This is a genomic window from Mycobacterium neumannii (genome assembly GCF_002245615.1).
Lineage (GTDB): Bacteria > Actinomycetota > Actinomycetes > Mycobacteriales > Mycobacteriaceae > Mycobacterium > Mycobacterium neumannii_A.
In genome coordinates this window covers 166,008-179,608 of record NZ_NKCO01000007.1, presented here as the reverse complement: position 1 = coordinate 179,608, position 13,601 = coordinate 166,008, and the positions used below count along the sequence as shown (strand labels likewise).

The following is a 13,601-nucleotide window of genomic DNA, read 5'->3' as shown; positions in this document are numbered from 1 at the left end:
CAGCGGACGTTCGCTTGACACTCGCGTCAAAGTCCGTAAGGGACGTCGGCCTGTGGATAACTTCAGCAGCGCAGACGCCGATTCTGTCAGCATGAGCCATGGGGGAAATCGTCGAGGTCGACGTGTCGCAACTGCGCACCGTCGCCGAAAAGGTCATGACCGCCGCCGACCGGATCGCCGAGATGCGTTGGCCCGAATTGAATCCGGGTGAGCTGCCCGGCGCGGCCGTCGCCGATGTCGCCATGACAGCGCCCGTCGCACCCGGGCTCGCCGAGGTCGTCGCGAACATGCGCGGCTGGGCCCTCGCGGCGCGGATCTCGGCGGACGCTTTCGAGCGCGCCGAGCAACGCACCGGCGACCGCGTCGGGCGGTGACGCGGCCGACCATCGGCCAGGCCCACACCTGGTCTCCCGGCGCGCTGGGCCTGATGGCCGACGGGTGGGACCGCAACGCCCGGTCCGTGTGCGTGCACGCCGACTCCCTGGCCGCCGAATTCAGCTTCTGGACCGGTGCTGCCGCTGAGACGGCCCGTCACCGCGCGAAAAGCATTGTCGCGACGGCCGATACGCTCTCGCGCGCACTGGTGCTCGCCGCCGCGGCCGCCCGCGACGGCGCCGCCCAGATCAGCGCCGCCCGAGCCGACGTGATGGCCGTGGTCGCCACCGCGCGCGCCGAAGGCTTTTCCGTCGACGACGCCGGGGTGGTCGCGGTGCACGACCCGCCGTCGCCGCTGCTGGTCGCGCTGTCCGGAGGTGCCCCACCGGTCGCCGTCGAGATGCTCACCGTGCGTGCGGCCGAGCTGACCGGCCAACTCGCCGAGGCACTGGACCGCCTCGACGCCGCCGACGCCGACGCTGCCGCCGACATCGCCGAGGCCTTCGTGTTCCCGGCCGCCGGTAGTCAGGCCGCCGATGCCGACGTCGTCGCCGCATGGCCGGTCACCAGCCAGGACCGGATCGCCGATCAGATCGCGGCCATGACACCCGAGCAGCGACAGCGGCTGATCGACGACTTCCCTTCGCAGGTGGGCAACACCGACGGCGTGCCGTGGCAGATGCGGGTCGAGGCCAACCGCACCAACGTGGCGCAGGCCGTGCTGCGCGAGCCCGATCCGCAGCGGCTCGCGGTGTACCGGGAGCTGCTCGGAGAGATCGACGATCCCGCAGGCGGCCACGCCCGCCTGGACCGCCAGGTGCTGGCGTTCGACCCCGGCCGTTCATCGCTGGTGGAGCTGCACGGCAACGTCGCAACGGCCTCCAGCGTCGCCGTGCTCGTACCGGGGCTGAACACGGCGATCACCGGCTCGGCGGCCAACGTCGGGACCGCGCGCCGGTTCGTCTCGGCGACCCGCGGCGACGTCGCCGCCATCACCTATCTCGGCGGGCCGTTTCCGCGCGGCGACAACGTCGTGAGTGGTCTGGCGGCGGCGGCCGACCCGCGGTACGCGCAGGCCATGGCGCCGCGGCTGGTCGCCTTCACCGAAGACGTCGATCGCACGGTGGACTCGACGGGCCGCCGGATCCCTGTCACCGTCGTCGGCCACTCCTACGGCGGGTCGATCGTGGGCACCGCGGAGGCGTTGGGCATGACCTCGGACCGCACGATGTACGTCGCCGCCGCGGGGGCGGGCGTCGGGGTGCACGAGCCCGGTGACTGGCACAACAGAAACCCACATGTGTTGCGCTTCTCCATGACACCGCCCGGCGACCTCATCGCGGCCGTGCAGGGTATCCCGGGCGGCCCGCACGGCGCCGACCCCGACGAGATGGCCGGTGTGATCACGTTGCCCGCAGGCCGGTACGACGACGGACGCCCGATGGCCGGCCCCAGCGCCCACTCCGACGTGCTGAACGCACCCTCGGACGCATGGCGCGCGATCCTGGGGGTCATCACCGGTGATATCGGCAGGGATCGTGCAACCTCGCAACAACCGGGATGACATCTGGCCAAAATAAGCCGGTGTGGTCGCGCAGCTCGCCCGTCGACGGGTTCCGGCTCGCCTACGACCGGTTCGGCACCAGGGGCGCGCCGCCGGTGGTACTGCTGCACGGCTGGCCCGGTAACCGCCACGACTATCGCCGGGTGGTGCCGCTGCTCGGGGATGCCGCCGATGTCGTCGTGCCGGACCTGCGGGGGTTTGGCGGCTCGGACAAACACGCGGTCGCGATCCGGCACTTCTACAGCGCCACCGCGCAGGCCGGCAGCATCATCGGCCTGATCAAGGAGCTCGAGCTGTCCGAGGTGGTGCTTGCCGGCTACGACGTCGGCAGCCGCGTCGCGCAGAGCGTCGCTCGCATGCAGCCGGACCTGGTGCGCTCGCTGGTGCTGTCCCCGCCGCTGCCCGGTGCCGGTGACCGCGTCCTGACCGCGAAGGCGCAGAGCGAGTTCTGGTATCAGTCCTTCCACCAGTTACCGCTGGCGGGCCAGCTGCTCGACGGGAACCCCGACCTGGTCCGCGACTACCTACGGCACTTCTGGACGCATTGGTCAGGGCCGAATTTCGCCGTGTCAGAAGACGATCTGGAACGACTGGTGGCCGACTACGGTCTGCCCGGGGCGTTCACCGCGTCGATCGCGTGGTACCGCGCGGGCGCCGGGATGATCGCCCAGTCGCTCACCGAACTGCCGCCCGAGCGTGCCATCAAGATCCACTTACCCACCGATGTGGTGTGGCCGCACCATGATCCGCTGTTCCCGGCCGCATGGTCGGACCGACTCGGGCACTACTTCAGCGACGTGCACGTGCACTTCGCTTACGACGCGGGACATTTCGCGCCGTTGGAATGCCCTGAGCAGTTCGCCGAACTCATCCTCATCCGGGCGCGGCCGACGCCGGCCGCCGGCTGACCTACTCTCCGGCGGGTTCGGAGTCCTGCGGCGTCTCCTCCACCGCGGGCAGCAGCGTCTCCAGGGCGGAGCCGGTGATCCGACGGAACGCGCGCCGTGGCCGATTGGCGTCCAGGATCGCCACCTCGAGTGTCGAGGGACCCAGCACACGCTGTTCGGTGCCACCGTTACCCGCGGCGTGCAGGGCGTCGATCGCGATCTTCATCGCATCTTCGAGGCCGGCGTTCTCGGTGTAGGAGTCGTTGAGGGCGGCGATGATCGGTTCGGTCGTTCCGCCCATGACCACGAAGTGGGGCTCGTCGGCGATCGACCCGTCATAGGTGATGCGGTACATCTCCGGAGGTTTGGACTCGCCGTAGTGGGCGACCTCTGCGACACACAGCTCGACCTCGTAGGGCTTTGCCTGTTCGGTGAAGATGGTGCCCAGCGTCTGGGCGTATATGTTGGCCAGCTGACGTCCGGTGACGTCGCGGCGGGCGTAGGCGTAACCCCTGGTGTCGGCGTACTGGATGCCTCCGCGGCGCAGGTTGTCGAACTCGTTGAACCGCCCGACGGCGGCGAACCCCACCCGGTCGTAGAGCTCGCTCACCTTCTGCAGCGAACGGGAGGGGTTCTCGGCGACGAACAGCACGCCGTCGGCGTAGGCCAGCGCCACGACGCTGCGCCCCCTGGCGATACCTTTGCGCGCGAGCTCGGACCGCTCACGCATCGCCTGTTCGGGCGAGATGAAATAGGGAAAGCTCACGAATCTCCCCGCGCATCGGTCGAACGGTGGACAGCGTCCGGGCCGAATGTGTCAGCGCGCGAACGGTTTTCGATCACCAAACGGGCGAACTCGGCGATGCGCTCCTCGGTCACCTCTTCGGCGCCGTCGGCGTCGATGATCACCGCGGTCGGGTAGATACCGCGCACGAGGTCGGGCCCACCGGTCGCCGAATCGTCGTCGGCGGCGTCGTAGAGCGCCTCGATGGCCACCCGCAGCGCCGAATCACCATCCGTCACTTGCGCATACAGCTTCTTCATCGACGACTTGGCGAAGATGGAGCCCGAGCCCACCGACTGGTAGCCCTCTTCTTCGAAGTTCCAGCCGCCCGCCGCGTCGAAGGACACGATGCGCCCTGCCGCTTGCGGGTTGGGGTCGTCGAGGTCGTAGCCGGCGAGCAGCGGCAGCGCCACGAAACCCTGCAGGGCCGCACCGAGGTTGCCGCGCACCATGGTCGCGAGCCGGTTCACCTTGCCGGGGAAGGTCAGAGCGACGCCTTCCAGCTTCTCGTAGTGTTCGAGTTCGACGGCGTAGAGGCGGGCGAACTCGACCGCGATGGCCGCCGTCCCGGCGATGCCCGTGGCCGTGTAATCGTCGGTGATGTACACCTTCTGCACATCGCGGCTGGCGATCATGTGGCCCTGGGTGGCGCGGCGGTCACCGGCCATGACCACGCCCCCGGGGAACTTCAGCGCGACGATCGTGGTGCCGTGGGGCGCGAAGTCGGAATGGGCGTCGCCTGCGTGGGCGGCGGCCCGGTGAGCGGGTAGAAGTTCGGGCGCCTGGCGGCGCAGGAGTTCAGAGAAGGACGACAGGTCCACGGGAACGGATGGAGCTCCAGGTAGGGGCGAGGGAAAGGCCAGCTGATCACGGTGCGGCCAGGTCACTGTCCACCCTTCTGGACGTATGCGCGCACGAAGTCTTCGGCGTTCTCCTCGAGGACGTCGTCGATCTCGTCGAGCAGGTCGTCGGTGTCCTCGGCCAGCTTCTCGCGACGCTCCTGCCCGGCGGCCGTGCTGCCGGTGAGGTCGTCGTCCTCGCCGCCACCACCGCCACGCTTGGTCTGCTCCTGAGCCATCGCTGCCTCCTGCGTAAGTTGTCGGCGGGCTCACTGCTGCCCGCCGTGACTCCACATTACCGGTCGCCGCGCTGATTGCCTGCGATAGCGCGCCTAGTTGGTGAGCTGTTCTACCAGTTCCACGGCGCTGTCCACGGAGTCCAGAAGGGCTCCGACGTGCGCCTTACTGCCCCGCAGCGGCTCCAGCGTGGGAATCCGGACCAGCGAATCACCGCCCAGATCGAATATCACCGAGTCCCAGCTCGCCGCGGCGATGTCGGCCCCGAAGCGGCGCAGGCACTCACCGCGGAAGTACGCGCGCGTGTCGGTCGGCGGGTTGTCGACCGCGTCCAGCACCTGCTGCTCGGTCACCAGCCGCTTCATCGACCCGCGCGCCACCAGCCGGTTGTAGAGGCCCTTGTCCAGCCGCACGTCGGAGTACTGCAGGTCGACCAGGTGCAGCCGCGGTGCCGACCAGCCCAGGTTTTCGCGATGACGGAAACCTTCGAGCAGGCGCAGCTTGGCCGGCCAGTCCAGGATCTCCGCGCACTCCATCGGATCGCGCTCCAGCAGGTCGAGGACTTCGGCCCACATCTTGACGATGTCGGCGGCCCGCGGGTCCGGATCACGGCTGTCCACGAGCTTGGCCACCCGGTCGAGGTACATCCGTTGCAGCGCAAGGCCGGTCACCTCGCGACCGTCGGCCAGCGCGACGGTGGCGCGCAGCGACGGGTCGCGGCTGATCACATGCACCGCGTGCACGGGACGGGCCAGCGCGAGATCGCTGAGATCCATCCCCTCTTCGATCAGGTCCAGCACCAGCGCGGTGGTGCCGAGCTTGAGATACGTCGAGGTCTCCGACAGGTTCGCGTCGCCGATGATCACGTGCAGCCTGCGGTACTTGTCGGCGTCGGCGTGCGGCTCGTCGCGGGTGTTGATGATGCCGCGCTTGAGTGTCGTCTCGAGGCCGACCTCCACCTCGATGTAGTCGGAGCGCTGCGACAGCTGGAAGCCCGGCTCGTCGCCGGAGGGACCGATGCCCACGCGCCCCGAACCGGTCACGACCTGGCGCGACACCAGGAACGGCGTCAGCCCGGCGATCACCGCGGAGAACGGGGTCTGCCGGCTCATCAGGTAGTTCTCGTGCGACCCGTAGGACGCGCCCTTACCGTCGACGTTGTTCTTGTAGAGCTGCAGTTTCACGGCGCCGGGCACGCTGGCGACGTGCCGCGCGGCGGCCTCCATCACCCGCTCGCCCGCCTTGTCCCAGATCACGGCGTCCAGCGGGTCGGTGCACTCGGGTGCGGAGTACTCCGGATGGGCGTGGTCGACGTACAGGCGGGCACCGTTGGTCAGGATCATGTTCGCCGCGCCGACCTCGTCCGCGTCGACGACCGGCGGCGGCCCCGCCGACCGGCTGAGGTCGAAGCCACGGGCGTCGCGCAGCGGCGATTCCACCTCGTAGTCCCAGCGCGTGCGCTTGGCACGCTGGATCCCGGCCGCCGCGGCGTACGCGAGCACAGCCTGGGTGGAGGTCAGAATCGGATTCGCGGTCGGGTCGGACGGCGACGAGATGCCGTACTCGACCTCGGTCCCGATAATCCGTTGCATGTCGTCAAGCCTAGGTGACGGCGGAAAGTAGCCTGCGACCGTGCCATCCGATCAGGTCGATCCCGCCCCCATCGATGCGGCGCGCCGTCAGGCCGCCGAACGGTGGTTCCTCGTGCACGGCCTGCCTGCGGTACTGCGGCCCAGCCGTTCGGTGCGCCAACTGTGGTCGCGGTCGGCCCCCGCCCTCGCCGCATTCGCGGTGCTGATGGCCAACACCGTCGCCGTGGTGTCGTTGACGGGTAAACACGCGATCGACATCGACGGACGGCCGACGCGGGGCGAGTGGTTCGTGCTGGTGCTGCTGATTCTGGTGCTGCCGGTGGCGGCGGCGCTGGGCTGGTGGGTGTCGCGCATCCCTCTTCAGCGGGGTCGGCTCGCGGCCGCGGCGGTCGCTGTCGCCGTTGCGGTGCTGGGCGGTGTGTTCGGCGGCCCGAGCCCGTATCTGCCGAGGAACCTGGTGTGGGTGGCCGTGGCCATCGGGGCGATCCTGGCACTCACCGCGTTGGGCATCGGCTCGATATTGGGTTGGGCCGCCCGGGTGACCCTCGCGCATCTGAGCGCGGCGGGCTCACTGCTGCTGCGGGCGCTGCCCGTGCTGCTGCTGACGTTCCTGGTGTTCTTCAACTCGCCGGTGTGGCTGATGGCGGCGACGATCTCGCGCTCCCGGCTCTGGTTGGCGCTGTCATTCCTCACCGCGATCGCGGCGGCGTTCGTCGCGTCGGTGATCGTGGACCGGTTGCGCCCCATGGTCAACGACACCGATCCGGACCCGGGTCACGCCGCAATGCTGGACGGGACTCCGTTCGCCGACATGCCCGACCCTGCGCGGGTGAAGCCGCTGAGCCGGCCCGAGCGGTGGAACGTGTACTTCGTGCTCGCGGTGTCGCAATTGGCCCACATCCTGGTCGTGGCCACGGTCACCGCGCTGTTGTTCCTGGTGTTGGGGTTGATACTGCTCTCGCCCGAGCTGCTCGCGGCATGGACGCGAAACGGATCCAGCGACGGGCAATTCCTCGGCATGACGATCCCTGTTCCGGATGCCCTGATCCAGGTGACGTTGTTCCTGGGCGCCTTGACGTTCATGTACGTCAGCGCCCGCGCGGTGGGCGACGACGCCTATCACGACCGGTTCATCGCCCCTCTGCTCGACGATCTGTGGCTCACGCTGACCGCCCGCAACCGCTACCGGGCCGCCGTTCCGGCGCGGTGAGCGCCTGCCGGAGCGAATCTCGCGCACAATATGCCCGTGTCGGACATGCGTCGGGTGCACAACTGGTTCCTGCATCGCGGGCTGCCGCTGGTTCTCACGCGACGGGTTCGCTCCGGGGCGCTGATCGAACGCTCCGCCCCGACGGTGAGCGGTGTCGGAGCGGTGATTTCGCTGACGATGTTGCTGGCCGATCTCACCGGCGATGATCCCGACATCGGCTATGCGATCCGGTTGGGGGTGCTGACCGCGCTGTTGGTGGCGGCTCCGTTCGGGTTGCATCTTCTGCACCGCATCGGCACCGCGCACAGCGAGACCGGACGACGCTCAGCGGCGTTGGTGGTGATGGCGGTGTTCGTGCTGGGACTTCCGTTCGCCGACAGCGGTTTTTCGGGCATCGCGGCTGTCGAGGCGGTGGGGTTCGCGGTCGTCGCCGTCGTCGCGATCTGGCTCACCTATCTCGGTATCGGCGCGATCGCGTTGTGGGCGCTGCGGTTCGCCTGGGTGCAACTCGGTGCGCTCGGAACACTGATGAGTCGGGCGCTGCCGCTGCTGATGCTCACCGTCGTCGTGTACTTTACCGGCGAGCTTTGGCAGCTGGCCGCCCGGATGCCACGCCAACGGCTCTGGCAGACAATCGGTTTCCTGGCCCTGGTCGGGCTTATCTTCGTGGTCACCACGATTCGCGACGAGGTTCGGGCGCTGCGCGAAGATCGCGCCGAACAAAACGACCCGGCCACGCTGCTCGAGGGCACACCGCTGGCCGTCGCGCCCGGCACGCGCCTGGAACGCACGCCGCTGTCGCTGGCCGAACAGGTCAATGTCGTTGCGGTGATGGTGTTTTCCCAGACGATCCAGGTGGTGTTCTTCACGACCGGACTGTTCATATTCTTCCTCGCGCTCGGCATCGTCGCCGTGCCTGACGATGTCGCGGTGCTGTGGGCATCGGAGCAGTCCTGTCCGGTCGGCGAACCACCTTGTCCGGGAACGTGGTTCGGCGTCAACGTGCCGGTGCCGCAGACCATCGTGCACGTATCGCTTTTCGTCGCCGTGTTGTCGGGGTTGTACTTCACCGTCAGCACCAGCGTGGACCCGTTGTACCGCGAGCGCTTCTTCGACCCGCTGATCGCCGACGTCGCGGTCAGCCTGGCCGGCCGCGACGCCTATCTCATGCTTGAGAATCGGTCCTGATCAGGCACTGTGCTCGACGGTATTCGGGTAGCTCGCAGTCAGCGGGAAGCATCCCGATCGCCTCGGTCAACGCATCAACGGCCGAGATGCCTCGCAGTTCGAAATCATCGATGGCAGACCGTAATTCGAACAGAGGGTTCCCCTGGCGACGACTCAACGCGATCGCTGCGGCGAAGTCGCGATGTCGATCGGCCGGCTCGGCCCAGGTATGAGCGCGGGTCCTCAAGAGCTCCGCGTCGTACATGTGCATCTCGGTATTTCTCGCGATATCGAGTGCGATCTCGACTCGGTCGCGCGCTTCATCGAGACGCCCAGCTGCGACAAGAAGTTGAGCGAGCAGACAGTCGTAGTGGGTCTGGTAGGCGTACAAGCCGACCGAGCGCCAGAATTCGATGAACCCAGTGACCGCATCGATTTGGGTCTGCAAAGCGCCGGCCTCGGGTTGGGCGTCGGTCAGCAACTCGGTGGCCTCGACGAGCGTCTGCTCGGTTGCTCCGAAGAGCTGCCAAAAATCGAACCCATAGCGTTCCGCCCGTTCGATCATGTCGGTGACAAGCGCCCTGGCCTCATCGAATTGCTGGGCCTCGGCCCGCATCCAGATCTCGATGTCGATCGCATACACATGGTTATAAGGGCCTTGCGGAAATTCGAGTTTCTGAGCGCGACGCACCGCATTGGCGAACTCGGCTTCGGCGCCGGAGATGTCGCCCTGAAATAAGCGGTTCATCGCCAGATGCTCATGGGCTAGTGCAATCGGATCGTCCGGAATGAACCATAGTGCGCCGATTTGATGTGCATCGTCTTCGGCCAGTCCGGTAGTCGCTTGCTCGAAACGGATCTGAGCGTCACCGAAGTCACCTCTTAGGAAGGCCACCATGCCGAATGCACTCTGTATCGCCGGACGGAACCAATGCCGCTCGCCCTCAGCGCCGGCATCTACCAGCTCCAGCACCTGGGAGGCGCGACGTAGGTCGGCGCGCGGGACATAGTAGCTACTGAGTGCCACCAGCGTCGCGAAGACTTCGTCGGCGCGGATGTCGGTACCGGCAAGTTGCAGGCAGCGTTCGAAGTCCTCCGCTACAGCAGGGCTCTGGTAGCCCTCCACAGCCGATGCGAGAAACCCGCGCACGAGCCGGGGCGCTATCTCCAGGCGATCACGATGCGTGCTCGGTGGGCACTTGCCGAGTTCCTCGAGCGCATGCCCCAGGTGGGACCGTGCCTCGCCGAGCGCACCCCGCAGGCGCGCATCCGCGGATGCCTTCTGGAAGGCCGAAGCCGCGTCGGTGTGTCGTTCGGCGTGTCGGTAGTGGGCGGCGACCAGACGCCAGTCCGGCTCACCCGCCGCTTGCTCGATCAGCTCGTCGGCGATCTTGGCGTGCAAACCTCGCCGCACGCTCGGCGGCGCCAACTCGGCTGCCACCTCGCGCAGCAACTCGTGGCGGAACCGGAATTCGGATATCCCGTGCGGCTCAATGACTCGTGCTTTTTCGAGCTCGTCGAGAACGTCGTCTACCTCATCCTCGTCCAGAGATGTCACAGCGCACAGCAGGCTGCGATCTACGTGGCGACCGATGACCGCGGCCGCTTCGACCACCGGCACCACGTTCGGCGCCGAGAGCAACCGTGCGAAAAGCGGTTCGTAGAGCGGGTCAGGCACCTGGGACAGGTCGTCTGCTCCAGCAGATGACGTAAGCCCGGCCACCACTTGTTCGATGTAGAAGGGCACTCCGTCACATCGGCGGCGCACAGAGGCACATTGTTCTGCGGTCACGCCGGGATTGAGAGTCTGGATGAGTTCATCCGTCTCTGCGTCGCTCAACGGCTTGAGGTCGAAAAGTTTGACCTGCCATTGCGGATCCAGCCAGGTACCGTCGCGCCCGGTGATCACTACCAGGAGCCGCCCCTCAGCGCCGCCGAGCACCTGTCCGAGCACCTCGAGCGTGGAACTGTCGAACCAGTGCGCGTCCTCAGCGAGCAGCAGGCCAGGTGCTTCTCCAAAGCAAGCTCGGAGATAACCCTCCACGGCGTCGTTGATCATCTCTTGTAGCTTTCGGCCTTCTGCGGGCACCGGACGGTATCCGTGCTCCGGTGCGATGCCGAGGACCGGCGCAAGAAGCGGAGCAACGGCTTCGGGATCCAGTGAAAGGGCCGCGATCTCGTCATGCAGCCTGCTGAGTCGCTGCGCGGCGTCGGTCTGGCGGTCGATGCCACAATGGCCCTCGAGCAGGGCACGGACCGGATGCAACCCGGCGTCAGGATGGAACGGTGAACCCACCAGCTCGACGACCCTCCCACCGTCTCGCCTGACGAGATTGGTTGCGGCCGCCGCGAGTCGCGACTTTCCGATCCCGGCCTCCCCGCGGAAGGTCACCCCGGGCGTCGTCAGTGTCCCAGCTTTTGCTCGGGCCCAGCTTTTCTCGAGCCGAGCGAGTTCGCGATCGCGACCGACAACCGGCCCTGATTGACCACTCGAAGTGGTCTGTCGCTCACCGACGACGCGGTAGTGCCGGATCAACTCCTCGACGCCCTTGACGGGTGCGGGAGCCAGTTCCTCGACTTGGAACTCCGCCTTGATCAACGGCTCTACTGCGTCCGAGACGACGAGGGTGCCCGGCGCGGCCAGACCTGACACTCGTGCTGCCAGATTCGCCGCGAGCCCGTAGACGTCGTCTTGAGCCGTGTCGAGGTACACGACACCGCGATGCACGCCGACTCGTACATTCACCTGCAGACCGAAACGGCGCTCCGCTTGCTCGCTCAGGCGGCTGACCTCCCGGGTGATCTCAAGACCGGCCTGTACTGCACGGCGCACATCGTTCTCGTGAGCCGTTGGGTAGCCGAACACCACGAGGAGACCGTCGCCCTTTGTTGAACCCACGTGGCCTTCGTAGCGGTCTACGATACGAAGAACCTGTTCGCGATAGCGGCCCACTAGCAGCCGATACGTCTCGGGCTCAACCCGCGTGGACAACACCGTCGAATCGACAAGATCCGCGAAAAGAATTGTCAGGCGCCGTATCTCACCCGCATCGGGAGGAGCGGTGAGAAGATCCTCAGCGTCGATGTTTCCGTCATCGACTGCAAGCACCTGTTCGACCAGAGCCGACGCCGCCTCCCGGTCACCGCGGTTGATAGCTGCGACAGCGCGCTCAAGGAGGTCATCGATTCCGACATGCTCGTCGTCACCCGATGGATCCTCGACGGCGGCGGAGGTGACGGGGTCGAACAGCGGCGTTCCCGCGGCGGCGACGGTGGGTGCGATGCGGTAATCACGTTCGAGTCCGAACAACTCGGCTATCACCGAACTAGGGTCAGCAGTCGAATCGGGCCGGGCCGATTCGCCCGCATATTTCGTTGGTGGGGGCATGTCTGCCAGGATGCTGTCGATCTCGACGGCGACCTTGAGCGTGACGTCGTCGCGATTGCGCAGCGCGCTTAACAGGCGATGAATGTCGTGCTGCGTCGTCGGGGCTTCTTCATCACTGGCGGCACGCAATTCGAGCAGGAGCTCCAGTTGATCGGACGGCGTCAAACCGGCTTCATCGTGCACCTGAGCGTCCAATCGATGCAGGTACTCACGCGGCATGGGAGGCGGCTGTGGTAGCGGGTCTGGCAGCTCCCGACGCTCGCAGGCGTTCTCGTGTAGAGCGGAGACGAGGTCGATGCCGCAACGTCGCGACGGTTCGCGGTAGTCGATCATGTGCGTATTCGAGATCTGTTCGCCCTGATAGCCGGAAACCTCACCGACCTGAACCGGCAGGACCGGCAACCCGAGGGTCTTGGCGTAGGCGAGTTCGGCGCGGCAGCGTTCGGAATTCAGCGCCTGGTTCGAGACGGCGAGAACGAACACCTCGGAGTGACGAATCTGCTTGAGGATGGTCGTCCACCGAGCGTCGTCGCGTTGAGAGGCCGTGGTGGGCCACGCCTGCATCCTGGCTTGGCGGACATCGGCAAGCAGAGAGTCGACCACGCTCTCGTCGAGGGACGAGCAGCTGACGAATACTGTGACCACGCTGGGCTCCCTGAGCTAGATCGGAGCGTAACTCGCAGCATAACGACCTACGGCACCCACGCGGCCTGATTGCGCAGTGTCGCCCCTCGGCGAAGCTTGCGACAGCAATTACATTGGGTCTCAACGATTCACGCGCGGCAGTCCCAATTTAGACACGAAGATGGTCTCGCACTACCAATGCGCAGGGGAGTGCGTAGATAGCCCACGCTTTCTACGTCTGCAACGAGTAGCTGTTGGCGAGATCGTCCTGCGTCACGCAGGCGTCCTCGGTGGCGGTGTCGACGACGAGCGGCGATGTCGGCGTGCGCGCCCGATACGACCAGCCATCGGGTAGCGACAGCCTTTCGGCAAGGCCGGGAAGGTCTCCCAGCGTGAGCGACGGGTCGACCGTCTGGCTGAACGTCTGCATGACCCAGCACCGGCCGTCCGGGTCGACGAGTTCGTAGATCTCGCGGCCCGCATCGAAGGTGAAGACCGCCTTCCGGTCCACCCGGTTCAGTTGATACGGAGCGGGGTTCATCGACGCGAGCTTGACGGTGGCTTGCCGCAGCATCTCGATACCACCGAAGCTCTTGCGCTCCAATGTCTCCCGGCCTCTCTTACCGATGCTGCTCATCAGCCAGTACCGCGGCCCGTTGAGCAGTGTGGCCACCGCGCCGTTCTCCTGGGCGATCGCCTTCGCGTCGAGCGCGTTCCACAAGTCGGCCGGGCAGTCGTTGAGCGGAAACGTGTTGTACACCGTGGCCTCGGCGCCGGACGGCGTGGATTTGACGAGCAGCACTTCGCCGTACCGCTTGCCGAAAACGCCGTCGGTGACCGACAGCTCGTCCGCAGACATGACGCGACGGTAGCGCTCGACGGGCGCGAGCGTGCGCGAATTGCTGCACAACCGCGGCGGGTTGTGTGCAGACAC

At 66.7% G+C, this 13,601-nt stretch carries 11 protein-coding genes; 5 read left to right on the top strand and 6 right to left on the bottom strand.

What is annotated here, in order from left to right; all coding sequences use genetic code 11:
- The first annotated feature begins 98 nt into the window (after positions 1 to 98).
- Genes CEX88_RS11210 through CEX88_RS11200 form a run of 3 tightly spaced genes read left to right on the top strand, consistent with a single transcriptional unit; the run spans position 99 to position 2,847 of the window.
- Positions 99 to 374, top strand: coding sequence for a DUF7162 family protein (locus CEX88_RS11210; RefSeq protein ID WP_094293538.1), 276 nt, complete (start codon positions 99 to 101; stop codon positions 372 to 374).
- Entirely contained in the window at positions 371 to 1,939 is a 1,569-nt protein-coding gene (locus CEX88_RS11205) for an alpha/beta hydrolase (RefSeq protein WP_238382042.1), read from the top strand. Before CEX88_RS11210 ends, CEX88_RS11205 begins: the two co-directional genes overlap by 4 nt.
- 20 nt (positions 1,940 to 1,959) lie before the next feature.
- Complete coding sequence (locus CEX88_RS11200; RefSeq protein ID WP_094293537.1) at positions 1,960 to 2,847, top strand: alpha/beta fold hydrolase; 888 nt, start codon at positions 1,960 to 1,962, stop codon at positions 2,845 to 2,847.
- Between the two features lies 1 nt (position 2,848).
- Here the strand turns inward: CEX88_RS11200 and prcA are convergent, their stop codons facing one another.
- The 4 genes from prcA to dop form a co-directional block, all read right to left on the bottom strand.
- Positions 2,849 to 3,592 (bottom strand): proteasome subunit alpha, encoded by a 744-nt coding sequence (prcA, locus tag CEX88_RS11195; protein WP_064393941.1) that lies wholly within the window; start codon positions 3,590 to 3,592, stop codon positions 2,849 to 2,851.
- On the bottom strand, positions 3,589 to 4,497 hold the full coding sequence (prcB, locus tag CEX88_RS11190) for a proteasome subunit beta (RefSeq protein WP_094293536.1): 909 nt from the start codon (positions 4,495 to 4,497) through the stop codon (positions 3,589 to 3,591). The genes prcA and prcB overlap by 4 nt, the downstream gene beginning before the upstream one ends.
- The gene (locus tag CEX88_RS11185; RefSeq protein WP_064393943.1) at positions 4,494 to 4,688 is read right to left on the bottom strand and encodes a ubiquitin-like protein Pup; all 195 of its coding nucleotides are present in this window, start codon (positions 4,686 to 4,688) and stop codon (positions 4,494 to 4,496) included. Before CEX88_RS11185 ends, prcB begins: the two co-directional genes overlap by 4 nt.
- A gap of 93 nt (positions 4,689 to 4,781) precedes the next feature.
- Positions 4,782 to 6,278, bottom strand: a complete 1,497-nt coding sequence (gene dop / locus CEX88_RS11180) for a pup deamidase/depupylase (protein ID WP_064350045.1) — start codon at positions 6,276 to 6,278, stop codon at positions 4,782 to 4,784.
- Between the two features lie 40 nt (positions 6,279 to 6,318).
- Here dop and CEX88_RS11175 point away from each other — a divergent pair, with 40 nt between their 5' ends.
- Positions 6,319 to 7,488 (top strand): hypothetical protein, encoded by a 1,170-nt coding sequence (locus CEX88_RS11175; RefSeq protein WP_238382041.1) that lies wholly within the window; start codon positions 6,319 to 6,321, stop codon positions 7,486 to 7,488.
- 30 nt (positions 7,489 to 7,518) lie between these two features.
- Complete coding sequence (locus CEX88_RS11170; RefSeq protein WP_094293535.1) at positions 7,519 to 8,676, top strand: hypothetical protein; 1,158 nt, start codon at positions 7,519 to 7,521, stop codon at positions 8,674 to 8,676.
- On the opposite strand, the gene CEX88_RS11165 is transcribed toward CEX88_RS11170, so the two are convergent.
- Both CEX88_RS11165 and CEX88_RS11160 read right to left on the bottom strand, forming a co-directional pair.
- Positions 8,654 to 12,688 carry an adenylate/guanylate cyclase domain-containing protein gene (locus CEX88_RS11165; protein ID WP_094293534.1) on the bottom strand — a complete coding sequence of 1,345 codons (4,035 nt, stop codon included), beginning with the start codon at positions 12,686 to 12,688 and terminating at the stop codon, positions 8,654 to 8,656. The genes CEX88_RS11170 and CEX88_RS11165 overlap by 23 nt on opposite strands.
- 211 nt (positions 12,689 to 12,899) lie before the next feature.
- On the bottom strand, positions 12,900 to 13,526 hold the full coding sequence (locus tag CEX88_RS11160) for a hypothetical protein (RefSeq protein ID WP_094293582.1): 627 nt from the start codon (positions 13,524 to 13,526) through the stop codon (positions 12,900 to 12,902).
- Positions 13,527 to 13,601: the final 75 nt, after the last annotated feature.